This window comes from Bradyrhizobium arachidis (assembly GCF_024758505.1).
GTDB lineage: Bacteria > Pseudomonadota > Alphaproteobacteria > Rhizobiales > Xanthobacteraceae > Bradyrhizobium > Bradyrhizobium manausense_C.
Genome location: NZ_CP077970.1, coordinates 5,217,428 through 5,239,509, shown reverse-complemented (window position 1 = coordinate 5,239,509; position 22,082 = coordinate 5,217,428). Strand labels below are relative to the sequence as shown.

The following is a 22,082-nucleotide window of genomic DNA, read 5'->3' as shown; positions in this document are numbered from 1 at the left end:
AGGGCTCACGCCGCCGCAGCAATGCGTAGGTTGTCGGCGATCCAGCGATCGAGATCGGCGAGCGCGCGGGCGCTCATCGCCTGCTTCTTGGCGACCGTCTTCTCATTGCCGCGCAGCCGCGTGCCGTCGGGTTTTTTGGTCGGGACGCTCGCGAGCGGCGGGAACAGGCCGAAATTGATGTTCATCGGCTGGAACGAGCGCGTGCCCGGCTCGATGGTTTCGATATGACCGCCGGTGATGTGGCCGAGCAGCGAGCCGAGCGCGGTCGTTGCCGGCGGACTCGCCAGTGTCTCGCCGCGCGCGTCCGCCGCCGCATAGAGGCCGGCCATGAGGCCGACGCTGGCGGACTCCACATAGCCCTCGCAGCCCGTCATCTGGCCGGCAAAGCGCAGGCGCGGCTGGGCGCGCAGGCGGAGCTGGCCGTCGAGCAGCTTTGGCGAGTTGAGGAAGGTGTTGCGGTGCAGGCCGCCGAGGCGGGCGAATTCGGCGTTCTGCAGGCCCGGAATAGTGCGGAAGATGCGCTGCTGGTCGCCGTATTTCAGCTTCGTCTGGAAGCCGACGATGTTGTAGAGCGTGCCGAGCTTGTTGTCCTGGCGCAGCTGCACGATCGCATAGGGCTTTGTCGTGGGATCGTGCGGGTTGGTGAGCCCGACCGGCTTCATCGGTCCGTGCCGCAGGGTCTCGGGACCGCGCTCCGCCATCACCTCGATCGGCAGGCAGCCGTCGAAATAGGGCGTGTTCGTCTCCCACTCCTTGAACTCGGTCTTGTCGCCGGCGATCAGCGCGGCGACGAAGGTCTCGTACTGCTCCTTCGTCATCGGGCAGTTGAGATAGTCGGCGCCATTGCCGCCGGGGCCGACCTTGTCATAGCGCGATTGGAACCAGGCCACCGACATGTCGATGGAGTCGCGATGCACGATCGGCGCGATCGCGTCGAAGAAGGCCAGCGCATTCTCATCGGTCAGCGCGCGGATGGCATCCGCCAGCGGCGCCGAGGTGAGGGGGCCGGTGGCGACGATGACGTTGCCCCATTCGGCCGGCGGCAGGCCTGCGATCTCGCCGCGGGCGATCTCGATCAGGGGATGCTCGGTCAGCGCCTTGGTGACGGCGGCGGAGAAGCCGTCGCGGTCGACCGCCAGCGCGCCGCCGGCGGGCACCTGATTGGCATCGGCCGCGCGCATGATCAGCGAGCCGAGGCGGCGCATCTCGGCGTGCAGCAGCCCGACGGCGTTGTTGGCGGCATCGTCCGAGCGGAAGGAGTTAGAGCAGACGAGCTCGGCGAGCCCCTCGGTGCGGTGGGCCTCCGTCATGCGGCTCGGCCGCATTTCGTGCAGCACCACGGGAATGCCCGCCTTGGCGACCTGCCAGGCGGCCTCGGAGCCGGCAAGGCCGGCGCCGACGATATGGACGGTGTTGGATTGAGGACCTGTCATGGGCGCGACAGGTAGCGCTTTTCGGCGGGAAGTGGAATCGCGGAGATGACGATTCCCAGCGCCAGATACGACAACGCCCGCACGAGGCGGGCGCTATCGGCTTGGTCCGGTCGGCCGAGCTGAGCTCAGCCCTGGTATTGGCCGGCTGCAACACGCGGGATGTCCGAGCGATCAATGCCGATATCGGCCAGTTCGCGATCGCTGAGCTGCGAGAGTTCAGCGACATTGCGCTGATAGTCCCGGAACGCGTGGATCATGCGGATGAGCGAGAGCAACATGGTAGTCTCCTGTAGTTCGATTCAGCCTTTGATGGCGGCCTCATCGTTGAAATGAATATAGATGGAGGTGTTGCACTGCGGAAGTTCCGATGTTGCGATGCAGCTAAGCGATAGGTGCATGGCAAAGGTAAGACGCGATTAACCTCTCGGCAAACCCGTCCAGGCGATGGGCAGGCGCCCGGACACATCGCAATAAATCACCGGAAAATCACGTGTTTATGACATTTTTTGATTGTTCCGGCTCTTGCGGAAATAGGGCGCATTCTGTGAGGGGCAAGGTTCCTGGATAGCGTCTAATCCCAAGTCTTTCATGCGCGAATCGCATGCGAAGGAAGTGGATTATAAAATGAATATTTATTCATTTCATTTGCCTTGGGGCGAGAGCGCCGCGTTTCCAGTCATCCGCTTCTGGCGGTCCTCGCTGGACAGGATATTGAGCAGTCCATGAGGCCCGACGCTCCGTCTGTTGGCCTCTGTCGGCGCCTACACGCTGCGCGTGCGAAGGGTTGATTACAAACCCGTAATGAAAATCGGAAATTCCGCATGGGGCTCTGCAGGCCGCGCAACATCACGCAGTTCTCGCGGGGAATTCATTCTCACATGTTACGGAGAGTAGCGGACACTCTTAGCGCAGATTCCGGCAATGCAGTCGGTGTGCACAAGATCAGAAGAAGGAAAGTAACATGATGACGAAGTTACTCCGGGTTATGGCAATTGCCGCGGTTGCGTTCGCTGTCGCGCCGGCCCAGGCCGCCAAGCATGCAGCGGGCGGCTGCAGCTCGGCCAATCTTGAGAAGACCGAAACGGCGATCGAGAACATGTCCGACGGTGACAGCAAGATCACCGCGCAGAAGGAAATCGCCTCCGCACAGGACGCCCTGCTCAACGGCAAGATGGGAGCCTGCGGCGCGCATCTGAACAAGGCGATGCACGCCACCATGGGCAAGTAGACGGAGAGGCAAACGCTATAGGGAGGGCCGGTCGCAAACCCTGCGGTCGGCCCAACGCTTGTTCAGGGTGCGCGGGAGAGCTGGGTCGCAAAATTGGCGACCGTCCTGGCGTAGACCTCGCTCTTGTTCCACTGCTGCAGCACCGTGAAGTTGGGGCCGCCGGGCTCCCAATCCTTGCCGCGCTGCCAGCCATAGTTCGCGAGATAATTGGCGGTCGACGCCAGCACGTCGGGCGCGCTGTGCAGGAGGTCGCGCCGGCCGTTGTTGTCGAAGTCGACGGCGTATTTCATCCAGGACGACGGCATGAACTGGGTCTGGCCGAGCTCGCCGGCCCAGGCGCCCTTCATCTCGCTAGGGGCGAGATCTCCGCGCTGAACGATGCGCAGCGCCTCCATCAACTCGCCGCGGAACTGCTCGGCGCGCCGGCAGTCATAGGCGAGCGTTGCCAGCGAGCGCAGCGTCTGAAACTTTCCGGTATTGACGCCGAAATCGGTTTCCAGTCCCCAGATCGCGACCAGCACTTCGCCCGGCACGCCATAGGTCTGCTCGATGCGCGAGAGCACCGAGCCGTACTGCTTCATCATGTTGGCGCCGCGCGTCATGCGTGGCGGGATCATACGGCCGGAAAATTCCTCAAAGCTCTGGCTGAAGACCTTTTGCGAGCGGTCGCGCGTGAGCACGGCCTGATCGAGCGTCACGCCGGCAAGGCCGGCCGTGATCGCCTGCGGCGCGATACCCTTGGCGGCGGCCTCCGTCTTGAAGTCGGCGAGCCAGGCATCGAAATTACCCGACCCGCACGCGGTGGCAGCGAGCGTGGGCTCGGCGAAGGCGATCGAGACGGCAAGGCTCAGGGCCGCGAGGGAAAGACGATGAAACGTCGGGGTCATTCGAAAGAATCGATTTCCTGAAAGTGACATGACCGGCGGCAGCCATCTTGGGAGCAACCGCGGCTAAAACAAGGCCCGCAGATCAATGGACCCTGCCCGAAACGCGGGCAGGGTTAAGGATTGATGTGGGGTGCATCCGCCGGCCGGCAAGCGATCGGCGGACACACACGACTCGATGTGGCCCTCACTCGCCTGTGCGATTTCGCCACGGGAACAGATTGGCCGGGAAGTCGGCCGCCGGCTTCCGCGGGCGATGCGGCGGAGGCGGTACGGGCCGGGCGTTGGGATCCGACACGATCACCTTGCGATAGAGATGCCAGGTCGCGTGACCGAGCAGGGGAATGACCACGGCGAGGCCCAGGAAGGCGGGCAGGGTTCCGAGCGCGAGCAGCACTGCGACGATCAGGCCCCACGCTGCCATCGGTACCGGGTTCTTCGCGACCGCGCGGAGCGAGGTGACCATGGCTTCGCCGGCGCTGGCATGGCGGTCGAGCATCAGCGGGAACGAGATGACGCTGATGCAGAGCGCGGCGAGTGCGAACAGGAAGCCTGTGCCGCAGCCGACGATGATCAACCACCAGCCTTGCTGCGTCGTCAGCACGCGCGTGATGAAATCAGCGATGCCGGTGACACCTTCATAGCCGAATGCTGCGACATAGATCGCCTGCGCGGTGGCAACCCAGGTCACGAACAGTGCGAGCAGCAGCGTGCCGAGCCCGAGCATGGCGCCGAAGGAGGGCGAACGCAGCACCTCCATGGCATCCCAGGCGCTCGCTTCCTCGTTGCGTTCGCGACGGCTGCTGAGCTCATAAAGGCCGAGCGCGGCGAACGGTCCGATCAGCGCGAAGCCTGCGGCAAGGGGGAACAGCAGCGGGATCACCGAATAGCCCATCGCGACGCGCGCGATCACGAGGCCCAGCACCGGATAGATCACGCACAGGATGATGGCGTGGCTCGGCACCGCCTTGAAATCTTCCCAGCCGCGCTTCAGCGCGTCGTGGAGGTCCGAGAGTTGGATGGTCCGGATCGTTGGTCCAGCCGCATCAGCGGACTGGGCCACGCCGGGGACATTGCCCTGGTAGAGTGTCGCCATGGTCGCTAGCTCCCTTGCCGCGCAGCCGCATGTTGCGCCGACAAACGGCGCAAGCGGCCGCATTTCCTAGACAATTGCGATCCAGACCAGACGCGAATTCCAGACGGGATCGCGGACTGAGGCTCAACGGTACTCCCAATTGGGAGGGCTGTCCCGCACTGTTGGGTGAATATTGTTGCCGCAGCGCAACCTCGAATATGTCATTCTGTCGTCATTTCGCCGCAGATAAGCTCATGCTGTTCAACGCGTCGCATGTCTGCGCAAGAACCAAGTCTATAGAGTGCCACTCAGGCCCTTCCTTCGGATCCTTTTTGGGGAGCAACTATGAGCATTTTCGGAAAAATCATGGGCGCGATCTTCGGCAGCCATCCGGCAGCGGCAGCGCCGGCCGGCGGCGCGAGCGCACCCGCAAGCTCCGGCACGGCGGCTTCGCCGGCCTCTGCCCCCGCGGCTGCGCCCGCGCAGACCGTCGACGTCGCGCCGATCCTCGACAAGGCGGTCGCGGCCAAGAAGGAGAAGCTGGAGTGGCGCACCTCCATCGTCGATCTCATGAAGGCGCTCGACATCGACTCGAGCCTTGCCGCGCGCAAGGAGCTCGCCAAGGAGCTCGGCTTCACCGGCGACACCAATGATTCCGCGAGCATGAATGTCTGGCTGCACAAGCAGGTCATGACCAAGCTCGCGGCCAATGGCGGCAAGCTGCCGCCGGAGATCAAGCACTGAGCGATGACCCGCTCGTCGAAAGGGCCCGCCATCAGGCGGGCCCTTTTGCGTTTGAGGGGGCCTCAGGCGATGAGGTCAGCGTCTTCCGGATGCTTGTGCAGGTAGTCGACGACAAAGCCGCAAGCTGCGATCACCTTCTTGCCGTCGGCCCGGATCAGCTCCAGCGCGCCCTTCACCAGCTCCGAGGCGATGCCGCGGCCGCGCAAGCTGCGCGGCGTCTCGGTGTGGGTGATGATGATGGCCTGCGGCGTCAGCCGATAGTTGGCGAAGGCGACCTCGTTGCCGACGTCGAGCTCGAAGCGGTTTTTGTCTTTGTTGTCGCGTACGGCGGCCGGCATGCAAATCCCTCTGAGTTTGTCGCTCCGATCCCGATGTAGGCGGATGAACCCGCCCTTGCAAAGACGCGACCAACGGACATCGTCGCAGGGGAGATATCCGGCAAATGCGTGTCTCGGTTGGCCATCTGGCGTCGCTTGCCGTCCTCGCGCTCACCTGTGCCGCGCCGGTGCCGGCGGCGGCCGAAGGCGGCCCGGCCTGGGAGGCCTGTGTCGGCCTCGCCAGCACGCCCGACGAGCGGGTCAAGGCCTGCTCGACGGTCATCGACACCAAGAGTGAAACCGGCCGCCGGCTCGCCGGCGCCTATTGCAACCGCGGGCATGGGCTCACCGAGAGGCACGAGCTCGATGCCGCGCTTGCCGATCTCGACGAGGCGGTCAAGCTCGACCCGAACTATGCCTGCGCCTTCAACAACCGCGGCCGCGTCTATTCCTTCAAGCGCGACTATGATCGCGCGATTGCCGATTATGACCAGGCGATCAAGCTCGATCCGTCGCTGCCGCTTGCCTACAACAACCGCGGCGAGTCCCGGTACAACAAGCGCGACCTTGATGGCGCGATCGCCGATTTCGACACCGCGATCAAGCTCAATCCCAACTACGCCGGCGCCTATGGCAACCGCGGACTGACCTACTACCGCAAACGCGACATGACGCGCGCGCTCGCCGACTACACCACGCGCATCAAGCTAGCGCCGGATCTGCTCGCCTATATCGACCGCGGCAACGTTTTTCGCGATTCCGAGCAGCTGGACCGCGCCGCCGCCGACTATGGCGAGGCGATCCGGATCGCGCCGACCGATGCGCGCGGCTGGCGCAATCGCGGCATGATCCGGCTCTACCAGGGCGACAACAAGGGCGGCCTTGCCGATTACGACAAGGCGCTGCAATACGATCCCTCCGACGTGTTCTCCTGGAACAACCGCGGCCAGGCCAAGATGCGCCTCGGCGACAAGCAGGGCGCGATCGCGGATTTCAGGAAGGCGCTGGAGCTGCGCCCTGATCTGCCGACGGCGCGGGAGGCGTTGCAGCGGCTGGGGGCGATGTAGTCGGAAGCTCGATGCTGATCCTCAGGTGCCTAAGGCGGCCTCGTGGACAGTTTCCCTGCTCATTTCGCCAGGGGGTGACGGGTCGGCATCTCTGGGGCACCGCCGGAGATCTCGAACGTCAGAAAAGTATTCCAACCGGACGCGCGATGGGCCGCGAGGAACTCGCCGTAACCTCTCAGGTTCAAAGATCCCTGCATCTTCCCGATCGGAAAAATGTAGCCGATTTGCGGACCGATGCCGATCACGCGCGACTTGAAGGGTCCCAGGATAGGGTGTTGGCCGGAGTCAGCGGTAACTTGCTGGTACGCATACCCCACAAGGCCGATGAAAAGTTGTTTTGAGAGGTATTGCGACGCTCCCCAATCGAAATGGAAATCAATGCCGTTCTGGTATTGTGTCTGTTGATTTTGGAAGTTGTAGGTGAAACCGGCGATAGCAGAAAATTCTCGACCCGTTACCGAGTTGAAATAGGTATAGCCACCGCCACCATCGATGGCTCCGTGGCCGATCCCGATGTTGGAGAGTCGCCCCCGATCATAGGCTCCGACGGGAATGTCGCCCGTACCATAGATCACCCAGTTGTGGACGCCTTGCCCCCATTTCAACGTCACGATCGGGCTGAGATCGCCAACCGATGTGAAGGAATCCAAAATGGTACCCGTGCGGGTCGCGGTGACCGAACCGAGTTGGGCCGTCAGAGTCCCGTCGAGGCGCGCGTCGACGCGACTGAATGATCCGGCCATGCCAATCGCCAATTGGCCGCCGAGCACTGAATTGGCAAAGGCGTATGTGGGCGCCAGCACGACCTGATCGGCACGTGCGTTCAGATTCGCATTCAGGCTGACATTTGCGTTTGTCGGAAGGTTTCCGATAGCAATTTGTCGGGAAGCGGAAACGCTGCCGGAGGCGGCTACGGAGGCGTGATAATAGACCGTGTCTAATGTCCAGCCGGGCGTCGAAGGCACAGCGGCGAGACTGCCAACTTGCCCGGGAAGCCAGAAAGACACGCCCCCTTCATCGGCATGGGCAATTTGGCCGGAAAGCGGGAGCAGAGCCACGGCCGCCCCGACAAGCAGCAGTCGCCCAAAACAACTGTGCCCTAAGTCGAATCCAAGGCACTGCATTTGCGTTCTCTTTGGTCCAGAACGGAAACCGGCCATCGAAGTTGCAACTCGTGCGAACGGTGCATGAGCATTCGCACAAATCCAGACAATGATGCAGGGCTGCGAAGTTGCGCTAGTCGCAGCCAGTGATGCGCTTCACCGCCTTCATGTACTTCAAATGAAGCAAACCGTTAAGTTCATCCGAAGGAGCATTACGACTCACGAGGCGATCTGAGTCCAGGCAAGTCTGGAGGTCGAGCTGGATGTGCGAGCAGGATCCCAAGGCATTCTTCTCGGCTTCTTCCTTCGACGCTCCAAATCCGACAAAAGTCTGTACACGCCCGGCCTCGGTGTCGACCGCCGATACAACAGTGATTTCCGAAATGTAATAGGACGAGCACGGGGCAGCGAGCACCTCCGCGGAAATTCCAAGCATTCCAAGCCAGAATACGCTTAGTGAAGCTGCTTTCATGTTGGCTCTATGTTTCGCTTCTTGGAGGGCAGGGGCACGAGGCGAGCCTCGCCTGCTATTGAAAGATGGTCCGGACAAGCGATGAGCATCAGCATCCCTCCGGATGCAGGCTCAGGAGTCTCATTCGTACAGGGCGCAGACGCCTCCTTGCCAGCGGATGCACCGGCGCACTGCTCGACGGGTCTGACGGATGGTGGTTCGTGCGACGCAGATACCGTTCACGAGCGTTCGGCCCGGACCGCAGCCGACGGCGACTTGCGTAATCATGTGATCTGATTGGACCAACGGTGCAGGTGTTATTGCCTGGGCCGACGTTGTAACCAGGACGGCGAAGCCCACAATGGCTAGTCGGATCATCGTGCTTGTCCTTGCAGTTCAAATACCGACGCTCCATCGAACGAGCAAATGCGGGGCAACCGTTGAGCTAAATCAAAGGGTCTGCGCGCACACCGGATTGGGCTCGCGCCGAGATCAATCGACAGGGGCAAGCCCACGTGGGCGCGTTCGCGGGCGAGTGCGCTTCCTCTGCAGCACGTCGCAGACTAAGTGCGCTCGTCAGCCAACTCCGCGAGACTGCGCGCTCGGAGTCCACGTGAGATGACGCCAGCCTGGTATGTCACTTTTGAGAGTCGTCCACGCAGTCTGCGCGAAAGAAGGCGAAGTCCGCGCGAAACCAGGACATTCGCGACCGAAGACGAGGCCAAGGTCTTTGCAAGCTCGAAACTGGACGAAGGGCTGATCGTCTTCGCGGGTACGATCAATCCGCATCTGCCGCGGCGGCATATCCCGTCCAATCAAGTTCACCAATGGCTTTCAGAAGGCCAGGAGGACGCAGCCGAAGCCTCGCCGCTTCCCGACAACGAATGACCCCTGTGGTCGGCGGAAATGCGCTGTCTAAGAGATTTCGATTGAGTGTTGCCATCTTGTTACGGGTGCTTGAAAGACTCGCGACTAAACTCGCGATTGGCATGGAGAAGTTATGCACGCTCCCGTGCACAAGAAATCGTCGATTAAATAAGCTCTGATACGGAGACAATCATATGAGGAAACTTCTGATAGCCGCTGTGAGCGTCGCAGCCATGGGCCTGGCTGCCCCTGCATCGGCCGCCGACATGCCCGTCAAGGCCGCCCCGCCACCAGCACCGGTCGTGACGATCTACAACTGGAGCGGCTTCTACATCGGCGCCAATGGCGGCTGGGGCCAAAGCCACCAGTGCATCGATTTTGTAACGCTCGTAGGAACAGTCGCGGGTGCTTGCGCTGATCGCTCCGGAGGTCTTATCGGCGGACAGATCGGGTATCGCTGGCAAACCAATCAGTTTGTGTTCGGATTGGAAGCACAGGGCGATTGGGCCGACATCAAGAACACGCGCGTCAGCCTGATCGATCCGCTGATTTCAACCACGGGGAAAACCGACGGCATTGGCCTCTTCACGGCCCAACTCGGTTGGGCGTGGAACGCGTCACTGTTCTACGTGAAGGGTGGCGCGGCCGTCACTCACAATAGCTTTGATATATTCAACAACGTCACCGGGGTCGGTCTGGCCTCGGCAGGTCACACGCGCTGGGGCGGCGCCTTGGGTGTCGGCTGGGAATATGGCTTCGCACCGAACTGGTCCTTCGGTATTGAATACGACCATCTCTGGATGGGGCGTGACAATACTGCCTTCGCAGGCGTGGTTACTCCGATTGGGGTCACCCTGCTGGGCACCGGGGTCAGCCAGGACGTCGACATGATCACCCTGCGCTTCAACTACCGCTTCGGCGGTTACACGGCACCGGTCACAGCACGTTACTAGTCCAATAGCGGTACCCAACAACTGGCCCCGGGGTTTCGCCCGGGGCCTTCTTTCCTTGTTGCTCGTCTGACGAACGCCGCGTCGCAGCTCTGCTGCGATGGAGAGTTGACGTCCGCGCGTCCGAATGGCGGCGCAAGAACGGACATGTCGGAGCTCTCGCCTGGCCTGCGCGCCACAATTCTTTCTCCAAGTCCCTTGATTTGAATCAACGCGACATCGTCCTGCCGACGATTGTTTGCGCGGTGCCTGGGGGCTACTTACCTAGGAGGTCGCCGATGATGAAGATAGTAGTGATCGGAACAGCTGCACTCCTTCTTACCGCACCATCGATTGCCAGCGCGCAAACTACCTCCACTGCGACGCCAGAACGGCTAAACGCAGTGGACCGAAATACACTGATGGACATGCGGATCGATTTGACCAAGGCAGCCTTGCAGCTGACACCTGACCAGGAAAAACTCTGGCCGCCTGTCGAGAGCGCCATTCGTGCCAGAGCGGAGGATCGGAAGGCCCGTGTTGCAAAAATCTCGGAAACAGTGGGTAGACGGGCCGACCAAAATGCCGTCGAAACCATGCGCAATCGTGACCCCATCGCCTTCTTGCAACGACGCTCGGAGGCATTGGCTCAACGATCAGCCGATTTGGATAAACTCGCCGAGGCGTGGCAGCCACTCTACAAGACCCTCAATCCCGAACAGAGGCAGCGCATGGGGGCCCTCGCGGTCCTTGTACTTCACGACATGAGCGAGGTCGTGGAGCGACGTCGTGCGCAGGCCGAGGATGATGACTGAAGCAGAATGTTGATTCATACCTGCCGCGTGATGGCCTAAACATGCGCGGCTAACCAACTTTGAGCCTGGGCGATGTCACCTTTGCCAAGGCCGACACCGCCCAGGCAACCTCTACGGTCATGACGTCGCTTGCGTGCAGCTTGCTCAGGATCCAAGCGCCGGATCTCGAAGAGAATAGCCATCGCGCCGCCGAGCTTGATCGAATGATCGCCAGGCGAATGCGCTGTTCAGGTTGATGCCGTCGTTCGCATACAACGAAGCACTGTTCGCGGCGATCCGATGGAGGAGATGAAAGCCGATTTCGCGCTCGCCGCGCTGCGTCAGCGTCGTTGTCTCATTGAGGCACAACAAGAGGTGGACTGTTGATCTAGCGCAACGACCGCTGATTGGGAGGTTCCATCATTGAAACCGGGCAGGAAACAGTGGAGTAAGGTCCATGATGAAGATGAATGTACGAAACGTTGCATTAGCAGCCTCGACGTTCACTTGTGCGATGCTGCTCTCCTTCGGCTGGTCGGAGCAAGGCGGCGCTTCGCTTTCGATCGAAAGTGCGCAGGCGCGAGTGGGTCGTCCCCTGACGCCAGTGAGCGTTGCGGGTGTTGCACGTCGACAAAACCGGCGGGCTGTCCAGTACGACTCGGCCGGTATTGCAGGCCCGATGGCGGTCAACTACGCCGGCCTTGCAAGCGCGGCTGGCACAGCAGCCGTTGCCGGCACGACCGCCGCCGTCGCTGCCACACAACCCTGGAACTGGGGTGGTGCCGGTTACTATGGCAGGCCTTACGGCACCGGAGCATTGGCGGCCAATGCCTACTATGGCGGTCCCATCGAAACCAAGCCCTTCTATGTGCCTAGGGCCTACTACGCGGATGGCCCCTGGTATGGCGTTAGCGGATGGGCCGACTACAAGGCGCGTTACGGCATTGTCTGCGATCCCGGCACCATGATCAAAGGCTCTGATGGCCTGATGCATGTCTGTCAGTAGAGCCTCAGCAGGGATACAGCGCGAGGAGGCGGCCCGAGAGCCGCCTCCTGTGCTTTCGTCAATGCAGCTTCTCATCAGGGCGACCACAAGGGCGGCCTTGCCGATTAGGACCGATTAGGACAAGGCGCTGCAATCGGGGTTTGTTAAAGTCCGGCGAACGCAAAGAAAATGTCGGCGCGCCTCTTGCAACAGTCGGCACCGTGGTGTTCCATCAAGACATGCGCTCGAATGCGGCCGGCAGGGTCGCCTGACATTCGGAGTGTTATGATCGCCAGCCGCAGACGTATGCCTCTATGTTGGGAGGTTACGATGTCGGATTTTGGTTTCCTGAAGACTCACCGGACATGGGAAGACTGGTGCGGCATGCTGCTCGGCGCGCTGATCTTTGCGTCGCCGTGGTTTCCGATCCAGGAGGAGGCGGCGCTCGCCGGGCGCCAGATGGCCATCCTGAACACGCTCGCGATCGGCCTTGTGGTGTTTGGCCTCGCCCAGCTCGAATATGTCGCGCTGCAGCGCTGGGAGGAGGTGACAACGATCCTCGTCGGCCTGTGGCTGATCGTCTCTCCCTATGTCTTCGGCTATTCCGGCGAAGGTTTTCTACGCCTCTACCACACCAGCCTCGGCGCGGTCGTGGTGCTCCTTGGCGTGCTCTTGCTCTGGCAGGACTGGGAGCAGAGCGACCAGGACTTGCTCAAGCATGGGTGATGAAGCCAACTCTCGTGCAGGCCTGTCGGCGAGAGCCGACGAGCCTGTACGTCGCTCTTTTTTTGATGCGTTTTCTTGACGAGAACCGGTATCCGCTTCGCTCGAAAACGCTCTAGACCTTCACCAGATCCTGATAGTCCGGATGCTTGTTGATCCACGCCTTCACGAACGGGCATTGCGGGATCAGCTTCAATCCTGCGGCGCGCACCTGGTCGAGAGCGCCTTGCACCAGCTTTGAGCCGACGCCCTTGCCGCCGAGCTCGGTCGGTACCTCCGTGTGCTCGAAGGTGATGACGTTACCGTCGAGCTTGTAATGTTCGGTCGCAACGTGGCCGTCGACCTCGAGCTCGAAGCGATGATGGGACTTGTTGTCGGTCACTGCGCTCATCGTGTCTCCCCTCAGTTCTTCAGCGAGTCCGCCAGCATTTTGCGGATCGACCAGGGTTCGCCGTCGGAGGAGCCCTTGATGTCGTCGATCCGCCAGCTATTGGCCTCGCGCACGAACTCATAACGCACGATGAGGTCGGCGGGTTTGCGGTCGTTGCGGTGGCCCGTGATGGTGACCGCGAGGCTCGCTTTGTCGGCTTCGAGCTTCTCCGTTTCCACCTTGAACGATTTGACGTCCGGCTCCTGCGAATTGGTCACGGGATCGAAATCGACGGGGCCGACGTCGCCCTTCGGGGTGTGCGCATCGGCCTTGGCCCACAGCGCGACCAGCGATTTCGAGAGGTATTTTCCCTTCGCCGCCTTGTTCTCGATGATGAAGGCACCGCCGCCATCACCCTTGCCCTTGGCTGCACGGGTGTAGATCGCGGTGAGGATCGCGACGGGATCGCTGGGCGGGGCGGTCTGGGCAACGGCCGGGCTGACGGAGACGAGCAGGGCAGTGGCGACGAAATGGCGACGGGTGAGCATGAACTATCCTGAGATCGGTGATGACGCGCTTATAGACCGGAACGGCCGGTCCTGCGGCCCCTATCTCGGTAGAGCTACGTGGCCGATCGGTTCAATCGGAAGCGGTTCAATTGGAAGCCTTGGCGAGGCGCGCGTCGTCGCTCGGCTGCGGCTGCGGACGGAGGCAGCCCTTGCAGATCACCAGCGAGCGGCTGAGCTGCGCGTCGTGCTCGTCGTCCAAGCCGGTGCCATCCTGGGAGGGCTTCGCAGCCGTCCGCGCAGCACGCGAGGTTTCCGCTGATATCCGGGGGCGGTTGGGATCTTCGCCCCCGCCGTCCCAGGCGAAACGTGCCGGCCTGGCCGCGGGATCGGCTGCCAGATGTGCTTGCGGTGTGGCGGCGCATCCGGCGAGCGCCAGCGACAGCAGGAGGATGGCGGGCGCTCTGGACATCATGCACAACTCGATACGCGGAGAATGCGGCGAAGGTGCGCCGAACATGTTTAAATTTCCCTGAACGCTGGCGCCCGCGACGCCGACCAACGCAGCATGAGATTTCATGCGATCATCGTGCTTGCGGCGCTTCTGGCCGGTCACGCTCGCGCAGAGGAGCCGAAGGCTTTCGATCCGGCCGCCTATCCCGGCGAAGTCCAGAAGGCGCTGCGTTACGCCAGTGAGGAATGCACGTCGCAAGGCGGCGGCACCGTGAGCCTTGCGCCTGATACGGTGCGCCGGATCGACCTCACCGGTGACGGGCGCGACGATTACATCGTCGATTTCCGCGACACGACCTGCGAAGGCCGGAAAGCCGTCTACTGCGGAACCGGCGGCTGCGTGATGAACATCCTGGTGACGTTGCCCAACGGCAGCGTGCGCAGCGTCTTCGACGGCTATGTCCGCAGCTACGAGATCAAGCCGAAACCGATGAAGGCGGGCGCGGTGCGCACCATCCGCTTCGAGCTGCATGGCGGCTATTGCGGCGGCCACGGCTCGCCGTCCTGCTACAAGGAGAAGGGTATTACCGCCACAGCCTTCGCGTTCAAGATGCCGTAATGGGGCCTTGCGCTGGGCGGCCTTGCCGGGCCTCGGCGGATGGCGATAAAAATGGACCGCGAAGAGCGGCCCGCCTGCGGTGCCCGCCACCGAAGAGGAAGCCCCATGCAGCTATTGCGGATGTCCCGCCGCGTCATGAATCTCGCTTACATGCTGACCCAGAATGCCCGGCGGCATGGACAGCGGATCGGTTTTGTGTGGGGCGACAAATCCTGGACCTGGCGCGAGATCGACGCGCAAGTGTCCGCGCTGGCGGCGGCATTGGCGGCGCGGGGGATTGCCAAGGGCGACCGCATTCTCGTCCATTCCAAGAATGGCGACGAGATGTTCGTCTCGATGTTCGCCGCCTTCCGCCTTGGCGCGGTCTGGGTGCCGACAAACTTCCGCCTGATGCCCGACGAGGTCGCCTATCTCGCGCAGGCCTCCGGCGCGAAGGGATTTTTGTGTCATGTCGATTTTCCGGAGCACGCCGCGGCTGTGAACGGTGGCACCTTGGCGTTCACCTGGACGATCGACGGCAAGGCGTCATTCGGCGAGACGAGCGTGGCGGAGGCGATCAAGGCCAACGCGGGTGCGAGCATAGCCAACGTCGCCGTCGAGCATGACGATCCCTGCTGGTTCTTCTTCACGTCAGGCACCACCGGCCGCTCCAAGGCCGCGGTGCTGACCCACGGCCAAATGGGGTTTGTCGTCACCAACCATCTCGCCGATCTCACGCCGGGCACGACGGAAGACGATGCATCGCTCGTGGTGGCGCCGTTGTCGCATGGCGCCGGCGTGCATCAGTTGATGCAGACCGCGCGCGGCGCGCGCACCGTGCTGCTGCCGACCGAAAAGTTCGACATCGCTGAGGCGTTTCGCCTTATCGAGGCGCATCGTGTGAGCAATCTCTTCACCGTGCCGACGATTCTAAAGATGATGGTCGAGCATCCCGCGGTCGATAAGTTCGACCACTCCTCGCTGCGCCAGGTGATCTATGCGGGCGCGCCGATGTATCGCGAGGACCAGAAGACCGCGTTGAACAAGCTCGGCAAGGTGATCGTGCAGTATTTCGGGCTCGGTGAGGTCACCGGCAACATCACCGTGCTGCCGGCGGCGCTGCACGACGTCGAGGATACCCCGCAGACCAAGCTCGGCACCTGCGGCTATGAGCGTACGGGCATGCAGGTCTCGATCCAGGATGACGAGGGCCGCGAACTGGCTGCGAACCAGAGCGGCGAGATTTGCGTGATCGGGCCCGCGGTATTCGCCGGCTATTACGACAATCCCGAGGCCAATGCGAAAGCGTTCCGCAATGGCTGGTTCCGCACCGGCGATCTCGGCCACATGGACGAGGAGGGCTTTGTCTACATCACGGGACGCGCGTCGGACATGTACATCTCCGGCGGCTCCAACATCTATCCGCGCGAGATCGAGGAGAAGATCTTGACCCATCCGGCGGTCGGCGAGGTCGCCGTGCTTGGCGTGCCCGATCCGACCTGGGGCGAGGTCGGCGTTGCCGTCTGCGTCGCACGCGAGGGCGCGAAGGCTGTGAGCGAGGCGGAGATGGCGGCGTTCCTCAGCGCTAAAGTGCCGCGCTACAAGATGCCAAAGCGCTTCTTCTTCTGGGAGGCGTTGCCGAAGTCGGGTTATGGCAAAATTCCCAAGCGCATGGTGCGCGACGAGCTCGAGGCGCGCGGATTGCTCGATCTCAACACCAAGCAGGCGGGTTGACGGTAACAGATGCGCAGCATCAAGCAGCCGGGCGCACCCGTTCCGGAACGCATCCAATGGGTCGAGGCGCGGGGCCGCGCCTTCTCCTTCACGCTTGACGCCGGCGTGCCGCTGTTAGAGGCCGCGCGTCGCGGCTTTGCCCAGGAGGGATTTGCCGGCGGTGTGCTCAATTTTCGCGGCGGCGCGCTCGGGCCGTTCGCCTATGTGATGCCGGCGCTATCGAAGACCGGTGCTAATGCGGCGTTCTACAGCGACACCTTTCGCCCCACCGGCGTCACGCGGTTGAAGCTCGGCAGCATGACGCTCGGCAGCCGCGACGGCGCGTCGTTCTTCCATTGCCACGGGCTCTGGACCGAACAGGGCAATCGCGCCAGCGGTGGGCACATCCTTCCCGAAGAGGCTGTGGTCGCCGAGCCCTCTGAGGTGGACGCGTTCGGCCTCGACGGCGCGCTGTTCACGGCCGAGCCCGATCCCGAGACGAACTTCAAGCTGTTCGGCCCGGTTGCCTGCGCGGCCACCGGCGCGCGCACGACCAGCCGCGTCTTCGCGCTGCGGCTGCGGCCGAACCAGGATTTTGCCGGCTGCCTGGAAGAGTTTTGCCGCACGCAAGGCATCGCGCGCGCAGAGCTTCACGGCGGGGTCGGCTCGACCATCGGCGCCCGCTTCACCCATGGCGGCGTGACCGAGCCCTTTGCCACCGAGCTTGCGGTGACGTCAGGCACGATCGCGCCGGGCAGCGCCGGCGGGCTGGAGGCGGAGCTCGACGTCGCGCTGATCGACTACACCGGCGGCATCGCCGAGGGCCGCCTGATCCGCGGCGACAATCCCGTGCTGATGACCATGGAACTGGTGCTGGAGGCGCTGGAGTAAGGGCGCGCCTGCGGTTGGTTGAGATGCCGCTTCCCTGGTCTATGTGTTCCTGTTATGTTCCTGTTCACGGCAGCAACTGGCAGGGGGCACGGAATGAGCCGGAGGGGCAATCGCACGATCAACCTGCCTGCGCCGTATCTGAAGCGCGTTTGGCTTGAGCCGTCGCGTATCGGCGACCGTGACGCGTATCCATTCTGCCTTCCGATCTTTGCCGAGGAGTTCGAGCTCAGCTTCGATACATCGATCACCATCATCGTCGGAGAGAACGGCACCGGAAAGTCCACCATCCTGGAAGGCATCGCGGCGCTTGCCGGCTACGACGACGCTGGCGGCGGAAAAGGCTACATGCCGGTCGACCATTCCCAGGCAACGGAAGAAATGGGCGGTGTGCTGTCGAAGGCGCTGCGCGCGAGCTGGCTGCCTAAGATTACGAACGGCTGGTTCTTTCGCGCCGAGAGCTTTTTCACCGTGGCGCGATATCTCGATCAAGCTGCGCGCGATGTCGGCAAGCTTGGGCCGGACTTCCTTTCGCATTCGCATGGCGAAGGCTTCCTTCGATTCTTCGAAGAGCGTTGTCAGCGCCAGGGTATTTTCATCTTCGACGAGCCGGAGTCGGCGCTCTCCCCCTCGCGCCAGCTCGAATTTCTGAAGCTGCTGCGCCGCATGGAGGAGTCGCGGATCTGTCAAGTCATCATGGCAACGCACGCGCCGATGCTGATGGCCTATCCCAATGCGCGGTTGCTGCGGCTGAGCAAGAACGGGCTCGCGCCCGTTACGGTGGAGGAGACCGACCATTACCGCGTGATGCGCGAGTTCTGCGCGGATCCGCGAGGTTTTGTCGAAGCGACGTTGTCAGAGTGACGCTGATGCGTGCGCAGTTCCGCATCCCACCCGCGTCGTGTTGACGGCGCCAAATTGCCACGATCCCGGCGAATTGCCGCCAAAGCGCGCTGCCACGACAGCTCTCGGGTGGCAGGGCAACGCTTTTAGGGGATGCGTGGTGGCCTACAAGATGATCGCAGAACGCGAGAACGCGAAGTATAGTTTTGCACGGGAAAGCCGGCTGCTGATCGTGGCCAAGGCGAAGGTGTGGGCGAGCGAGGGCTGGCAGGTCGTGATTACCGATCCCGACGGCAAGGCCTATCAGGCAGCGGAGTTCGACCAGCTCGCGGCGGCCTAACCCGAGGATTTTGGGGCAGGGGACACAATTTGACGTCGTTGCAAAAGCCGGGGCGCGGCTGGATCGCGCCCCTTATCGCCGTTGGCGCCGCCGTTCTGCTGACGGGTGCGGTCGCGCGGGCGCAAAATCTCGATGCGGAGAAGCCACCGGCAAGACTGTTTGCCGATAGCTGCGCGAGCTGCCACCGCAGCCCGCGCGGCCTTGCCAAGGGCCGCTTCACGCTGACGCTCGCCTGGTTCCTCAGAGATCACTACACGAGCGGCCCGGACTCGGCGAAGACGCTTGCCTCTTATCTCGTGAGCGTGGACGACGCGGCTGCGGCCAAGGCGCGTCCTGCCGCGAAGTCCGGCAAGCCGGCCGGCACATCGCGAGCGCCGCGTCCGCCGGCGTCCGTGACGGGGCGATAGCTCCACGTCCCCGCTACGGCTCGACCCTGCATTCGTAGCGGGGTGCGGGCGCGCCGAGGGGATCTTCAGCGACGCAGGCCAGCCCCGGAACCGGATTTGCGCGCCTGTCGATCGCACACCATTGGCCGTCGCGCTTCGCCCAGGCGATGCCACGCAAGCTAGGTGAGAAAAACAGCGGCGCGTCATAGGTCGGCGCGAGCATGATCTGGCCTGCCGTGTCGACCAATCCCCACTTGCCGTCTTTCAGGAATGTCACGAGGCCGTCGTCGAGGTTGGTGCCGATCCGTTCGGCGCCAATGTCGATCCAGGTCTCGCCGTCCGGCGACAGCACCGTGCGCGTTCCGTCGGTCTGCCGGATCAGTGCGGAGCCGATCTGGCACATCGTGCCGGGGCGCGGTGGAATGATCCAGGATTGATCGGCAACCCGCAGCAGACCAGTTGCGCCGGAGACGGTGACGAAGGCCGTGTTGGAGTCGCGCAGGCGCGCGGCATCGAACCTGGGCTCGATCAGCCAGGTGCCGTCACTCCTGAGGATGCCGCGTTTGCCATTGATGTCGGCGACCAGAAGTGGGCCGCCGTTCGAAAGGACGTCGTATTTCGGCTCGATCAGCCATTGGCCGTCGGGCCCGATCCGTCCCCATTTGCCGTCGAGCTTGACGTTCTTGATGTTGAGGCCCGCCGGGGTCATGGCCTCAAACCACGGCGTGATCTGCCTTTGGTCGGCGTCGACGAGTGCGAACTTGTCGCCGAGCTTGAGAGTCAAGGGCTGCGGGCCACCGCAGGGCGCATCGAGCAGACGGCCGCCGGGTGGCTGGAGCGGACTGCCGTCCGGCTTGAATGTGTACCACTCCTTGTCCTTGGAGGCAGTCAGGCGGTCGTCGAGGCAATAGCTCACGGGTTGATCGAATGCGACGTCGAGCAGGGGACGAAGATCGACATTGAGCAGGCCCCAACGGTCGTCACGGCTGACGTGCCAGCCATAGGCGCGCGTGCGGTCCTTGGTGAATTCGACCGCCGGATACATTTGCTGATAGTCGGTCGTCACGACCCACGCGCCGGTCTTGTCGATGAGGCCGACCGTGCCGTCGCGCTCTGCCGCGGTGCGCCCGATGCCGGGCGTGAACGCCCACACCCTGTCGAAGGACGGCGTGATGACGACCTTGCCGGAGCGATCGATGAAGCCGGCCTTGCCGTTCAACTTCACCTGCGCGAGACCGTCGCTCAACGCGTCGATACGCTCGAAGATGGGCTCGATCAGCCAGCTTCCATCGCCGCGCGCAATGCCCCAGCGTCCGTCCTTGCGCGTCACGCGCAGCGACGGATCGTCCAGGTCGAACGCGAACGAGGCGGTCCGATCCTCCGCCTCGATGATTTGGCCGGCGCGGTCGATGACGCTGAATCGGTTGAACACACGCGACATCGAGAACGAGACGCTGACGCCGGTCGGTGTGCGGGAGGCGTGCACGCCGGAGAAATCCTCTGCCCCGCGCAGGCCGCCGAGCTGACGCTCCCGTGTGACGCGGAAACGATCCGGTGCGATGGCCTCGACTGACCCGTCGCGTGGTTGGATGACCATGTTGCCGTCGCGGTCGATGAGGCCCGACTTGCCGTCGACATCGACCTGGGCAAAGCCGAGCCTGTAGTCGTCGACGATGCGATATTGCGGCCGAACGATTTCGTTGCCTTCCTCGTCGATGAAGCCATAGAGGCCACTGAGGCGCACCGCGGCCCGGCCGTCGGCGAACGGGCCGATCCAATCGTAGCGGGGCGGCACGGCGGTCGAGCCGTCGCGGCGGACCGCGCCGCATAGTCCGCCGGCGAAGGCGCAGGTCGGAATTGCAAAGGTCTGCGGCTTGACCGACAGCGGGGCGGCAGCGATTTTGTTCTCGAGCATAACGCGCCCGGCCGGCGTGAGCTCCTGCGCCATAATACCCTGCGTGAAGACAGCTTGGGCGATGACCAACGCGACAGCGGCGGCAAGGACCGGCCCGATGCGGGCGACCATGATGTCTCTCCTCGAGCTTTCGATGAGAGGACAGAGGCACCATGGCGGAAACGTGTCGTCCCCGGACGTCCCGGTCCGCTCACCCTGCGGCCTGCGACGCCGGCGGGACGACGTAGAGCGTCAGCGCGAAGATCGCGTAGATGAAGATCAGCAGCGCGCCGACGAACCAGGCCGAGCGGCCGCTGTTGGTGATGAAGCTTGCAGTCAGCGCCGCGATCAGCGTCATGGTGACCGCGCCCGGCCAGAACAGGAGATCCATCGGCTTCGGTCCGGTGACGTAGCTCAGCAGCACCAGCACCGGTGCTACGAACAGTGCGATCTGCGAGGCGCTGCCGAGCGCGATCGATACGCTCATGTCGAGGCGGTTCTTGCGCGCAGCCGAGAAGGCCACCACCATCTCGGCGGCGGCGCCGACCAGCGAGACGATGATGAAGCCGACGAAGGCCGGGCTCATGCCAAAACTCTCGGCGGCCTTTTGCACGGATTCGACGAAGATCTCGCTCACCAGCGCCACCAGCACGGTGACGACGAACAGCGTTGCGAGCGCGGTGCCGATCGGCCACGGCGCCTCCGCCTCGTCGTGCTCGGCGCTGGCGAACAGGTCCTTGTGCGTCCCCAGCGAGAACAGCAGGCCGAGCGCGTAGGCGGCGATCAGCACACGGCGAGGCCGACGCTGAGTTTCTGCATCATCGCTGGATCGCGCGCAGCCTCGAGATCGGCGACGGCGGAGGGCGCGAGCAGGGCGACGGTCGCCATCAGCAACAGGCCCGAATAGAGTCGCCCGCCGGCGCGGTTGTACTCCTGGACGCGATGGCGGAGCCCGCCGATCAGGAACGAGGCGCCGAGCATGAACAGCGAATTGGTGACGATGGCGCCGGCAATCGATGCCTTCACCAGCATGTACTGGCCGGCATGCAGCGCCGTGATCGCGATGATCATCTCGGTGAGGTTGCCGAGCGTGGCGTTGAGGAGCCCGCCGACCGCATCGCCGGTCTTGGCCGCCACCGCCTCGGTGGCGTGGCTGAGGAGGGCGGCCAGCGGCACGATGGCGAGCACCGCGAGCACGAACAGCATCGTGTGCGCCTCCGGCGCGGTTTTTGCGGCCACCAGCACGACCGGCACGATCGTCAGCAGCCAGAGCAGCGGATTATGACGGATCTCCCTCAGCAGCACCTGCATGTCGGCCCCCCTCCTTGCCCGGAAGCGAGGGTTGGGGTGCGGGACGGAGCAGCGTTGATCTGCCTCAAGGGATCGCGGGTCGGCTGGGAAGCGGAAAAAAAGGGTAGGGGCGTCAAAACCTCGAAACAACCCCATGCAAAGTAGAAGGCAATTTTTGGCGCGACACACTGTGGATGGGAC

General features: G+C 63.1%; 26 protein-coding genes and 1 pseudogene. 14 read left to right on the top strand and 13 right to left on the bottom strand.

Annotated elements, in window-relative coordinates; all coding sequences use genetic code 11:
- Nucleotides 1-5: 5 nt before the first annotated feature.
- Nucleotides 6-1,433 carry a methylenetetrahydrofolate--tRNA-(uracil(54)-C(5))-methyltransferase (FADH(2)-oxidizing) TrmFO gene (gene trmFO, locus KUF59_RS24265; RefSeq protein WP_212459720.1) on the bottom strand — a complete coding sequence of 476 codons (1,428 nt, stop codon included), beginning with the start codon at nucleotides 1,431-1,433 and terminating at the stop codon, nucleotides 6-8.
- A gap of 125 nt (nucleotides 1,434-1,558) precedes the next feature.
- Entirely contained in the window at nucleotides 1,559-1,711 is a 153-nt protein-coding gene (locus KUF59_RS24260; protein WP_212459721.1) for a DUF1127 domain-containing protein, read from the bottom strand.
- A 683-nt stretch (nucleotides 1,712-2,394) separates the two neighbouring features.
- Between KUF59_RS24260 and KUF59_RS24255 the strand changes: the two genes are divergently transcribed.
- The gene (locus tag KUF59_RS24255; RefSeq protein ID WP_212459722.1) at nucleotides 2,395-2,661 is read left to right on the top strand and encodes a hypothetical protein; all 267 of its coding nucleotides are present in this window, start codon (nucleotides 2,395-2,397) and stop codon (nucleotides 2,659-2,661) included.
- 62 nt (nucleotides 2,662-2,723) lie between these two features.
- On the opposite strand, the gene KUF59_RS24250 is transcribed toward KUF59_RS24255, so the two are convergent.
- Both KUF59_RS24250 and KUF59_RS24245 read right to left on the bottom strand, forming a co-directional pair.
- Entirely contained in the window at nucleotides 2,724-3,548 is an 825-nt protein-coding gene (locus KUF59_RS24250) for a lytic murein transglycosylase (protein ID WP_212459723.1), read from the bottom strand.
- 184 nt (nucleotides 3,549-3,732) lie between these two features.
- Nucleotides 3,733-4,641, bottom strand: a complete 909-nt coding sequence (locus KUF59_RS24245) for a DUF2189 domain-containing protein (protein WP_212459724.1) — start codon at nucleotides 4,639-4,641, stop codon at nucleotides 3,733-3,735.
- 324 nt (nucleotides 4,642-4,965) lie between these two features.
- On the opposite strand from KUF59_RS24245, the gene KUF59_RS24240 reads away from it, so the two are divergent.
- Entirely contained in the window at nucleotides 4,966-5,364 is a 399-nt protein-coding gene (locus KUF59_RS24240) for a DUF3597 domain-containing protein (RefSeq protein ID WP_212459725.1), read from the top strand.
- Between the two features lie 62 nt (nucleotides 5,365-5,426).
- On the opposite strand, the gene KUF59_RS24235 is transcribed toward KUF59_RS24240, so the two are convergent.
- Nucleotides 5,427-5,702: a GNAT family N-acetyltransferase gene (locus KUF59_RS24235; protein WP_212459726.1), complete on the bottom strand. Its 276-nt coding sequence runs from the start codon at nucleotides 5,700-5,702 to the stop codon at nucleotides 5,427-5,429.
- Between the two features lie 104 nt (nucleotides 5,703-5,806).
- On the opposite strand from KUF59_RS24235, the gene KUF59_RS24230 reads away from it, so the two are divergent.
- Entirely contained in the window at nucleotides 5,807-6,748 is a 942-nt protein-coding gene (locus KUF59_RS24230) for a tetratricopeptide repeat protein (RefSeq protein ID WP_258767206.1), read from the top strand.
- 59 nt (nucleotides 6,749-6,807) lie between these two features.
- Here the strand turns inward: KUF59_RS24230 and KUF59_RS24225 are convergent, their stop codons facing one another.
- Both KUF59_RS24225 and KUF59_RS24220 read right to left on the bottom strand, forming a co-directional pair.
- Nucleotides 6,808-7,872, bottom strand: coding sequence for a SphA family protein (locus KUF59_RS24225; protein ID WP_212459728.1), 1,065 nt, complete (start codon nucleotides 7,870-7,872; stop codon nucleotides 6,808-6,810).
- A gap of 112 nt (nucleotides 7,873-7,984) precedes the next feature.
- The gene (locus KUF59_RS24220) at nucleotides 7,985-8,323 is read right to left on the bottom strand and encodes a hypothetical protein (RefSeq protein ID WP_212459729.1); all 339 of its coding nucleotides are present in this window, start codon (nucleotides 8,321-8,323) and stop codon (nucleotides 7,985-7,987) included.
- Between the two features lie 597 nt (nucleotides 8,324-8,920).
- Here KUF59_RS24220 and KUF59_RS24215 point away from each other — a divergent pair.
- The 3 genes from KUF59_RS24215 to KUF59_RS24205 all read left to right on the top strand — a co-directional run bounded on the left by KUF59_RS24215 (nucleotide 8,921) and on the right by KUF59_RS24205 (nucleotide 10,913).
- The gene (locus KUF59_RS24215) at nucleotides 8,921-9,190 is read left to right on the top strand and encodes a hypothetical protein (RefSeq protein WP_212459730.1); all 270 of its coding nucleotides are present in this window, start codon (nucleotides 8,921-8,923) and stop codon (nucleotides 9,188-9,190) included.
- Between the two features lie 173 nt (nucleotides 9,191-9,363).
- On the top strand, nucleotides 9,364-10,122 hold the full coding sequence (locus KUF59_RS24210; RefSeq protein WP_212459731.1) for an outer membrane protein: 759 nt from the start codon (nucleotides 9,364-9,366) through the stop codon (nucleotides 10,120-10,122).
- 275 nt (nucleotides 10,123-10,397) lie between these two features.
- Entirely contained in the window at nucleotides 10,398-10,913 is a 516-nt protein-coding gene (locus KUF59_RS24205; RefSeq protein ID WP_212459732.1) for a Spy/CpxP family protein refolding chaperone, read from the top strand.
- 144 nt (nucleotides 10,914-11,057) lie between these two features.
- Here the strand turns inward: KUF59_RS24205 and KUF59_RS24200 are convergent, their stop codons facing one another.
- On the bottom strand, nucleotides 11,058-11,264 hold the full coding sequence (locus KUF59_RS24200) for a hypothetical protein (RefSeq protein WP_212459733.1): 207 nt from the start codon (nucleotides 11,262-11,264) through the stop codon (nucleotides 11,058-11,060).
- Nucleotides 11,265-11,349: 85 nt separating this feature from the next.
- Between KUF59_RS24200 and KUF59_RS24195 the strand changes: the two genes are divergently transcribed.
- Together KUF59_RS24195 and KUF59_RS24190 are read left to right on the top strand one after the other, a co-directional pair.
- Entirely contained in the window at nucleotides 11,350-11,898 is a 549-nt protein-coding gene (locus tag KUF59_RS24195; RefSeq protein WP_249140474.1) for a hypothetical protein, read from the top strand.
- Nucleotides 11,899-12,207: 309 nt separating this feature from the next.
- On the top strand, nucleotides 12,208-12,603 hold the full coding sequence (locus KUF59_RS24190) for an SPW repeat domain-containing protein (protein WP_212459734.1): 396 nt from the start codon (nucleotides 12,208-12,210) through the stop codon (nucleotides 12,601-12,603).
- Between the two features lie 112 nt (nucleotides 12,604-12,715).
- Here KUF59_RS24190 and KUF59_RS24185 read toward each other — a convergent pair whose 3' ends face one another.
- From KUF59_RS24185 to KUF59_RS24175, 3 genes are all read right to left on the bottom strand, one after another.
- Nucleotides 12,716-12,991: a GNAT family N-acetyltransferase gene (locus tag KUF59_RS24185; RefSeq protein WP_212459735.1), complete on the bottom strand. Its 276-nt coding sequence runs from the start codon at nucleotides 12,989-12,991 to the stop codon at nucleotides 12,716-12,718.
- Between the two features lie 11 nt (nucleotides 12,992-13,002).
- Entirely contained in the window at nucleotides 13,003-13,518 is a 516-nt protein-coding gene (locus KUF59_RS24180; protein WP_212459736.1) for a DUF3828 domain-containing protein, read from the bottom strand.
- Between the two features lie 106 nt (nucleotides 13,519-13,624).
- On the bottom strand, nucleotides 13,625-13,948 hold the full coding sequence (locus KUF59_RS24175) for a hypothetical protein (RefSeq protein WP_212459941.1): 324 nt from the start codon (nucleotides 13,946-13,948) through the stop codon (nucleotides 13,625-13,627).
- Between the two features lie 96 nt (nucleotides 13,949-14,044).
- On the opposite strand from KUF59_RS24175, the gene KUF59_RS24170 reads away from it, so the two are divergent.
- The 6 genes from KUF59_RS24170 to KUF59_RS24145 all read left to right on the top strand — a co-directional run bounded on the left by KUF59_RS24170 (nucleotide 14,045) and on the right by KUF59_RS24145 (nucleotide 18,718).
- Nucleotides 14,045-14,548 carry a hypothetical protein gene (locus KUF59_RS24170; protein WP_212459737.1) on the top strand — a complete coding sequence of 168 codons (504 nt, stop codon included), beginning with the start codon at nucleotides 14,045-14,047 and terminating at the stop codon, nucleotides 14,546-14,548.
- A 105-nt stretch (nucleotides 14,549-14,653) separates the two neighbouring features.
- Nucleotides 14,654-16,261 carry an acyl-CoA synthetase gene (locus tag KUF59_RS24165; protein ID WP_258767205.1) on the top strand — a complete coding sequence of 536 codons (1,608 nt, stop codon included), beginning with the start codon at nucleotides 14,654-14,656 and terminating at the stop codon, nucleotides 16,259-16,261.
- 9 nt (nucleotides 16,262-16,270) lie between these two features.
- Nucleotides 16,271-17,131, top strand: a complete 861-nt coding sequence (locus KUF59_RS24160; RefSeq protein WP_212459739.1) for a PCC domain-containing protein — start codon at nucleotides 16,271-16,273, stop codon at nucleotides 17,129-17,131.
- Between the two features lie 93 nt (nucleotides 17,132-17,224).
- Complete coding sequence (locus KUF59_RS24155; protein ID WP_212459942.1) at nucleotides 17,225-17,992, top strand: AAA family ATPase; 768 nt, start codon at nucleotides 17,225-17,227, stop codon at nucleotides 17,990-17,992.
- 139 nt (nucleotides 17,993-18,131) lie between these two features.
- On the top strand, nucleotides 18,132-18,311 hold the full coding sequence (locus tag KUF59_RS24150; protein ID WP_140979533.1) for a hypothetical protein: 180 nt from the start codon (nucleotides 18,132-18,134) through the stop codon (nucleotides 18,309-18,311).
- A 29-nt stretch (nucleotides 18,312-18,340) separates the two neighbouring features.
- Entirely contained in the window at nucleotides 18,341-18,718 is a 378-nt protein-coding gene (locus tag KUF59_RS24145; protein ID WP_249140475.1) for a hypothetical protein, read from the top strand.
- A gap of 13 nt (nucleotides 18,719-18,731) precedes the next feature.
- Here KUF59_RS24145 and KUF59_RS24140 read toward each other — a convergent pair whose 3' ends face one another.
- Nucleotides 18,732-20,723, bottom strand: a complete 1,992-nt coding sequence (locus tag KUF59_RS24140) for a WG repeat-containing protein (RefSeq protein WP_212459740.1) — start codon at nucleotides 20,721-20,723, stop codon at nucleotides 18,732-18,734.
- A gap of 79 nt (nucleotides 20,724-20,802) precedes the next feature.
- Nucleotides 20,803-21,902: pseudogene (gene cax / locus KUF59_RS24135) on the bottom strand (calcium/proton exchanger).
- Nucleotides 21,903-22,082: the final 180 nt, after the last annotated feature.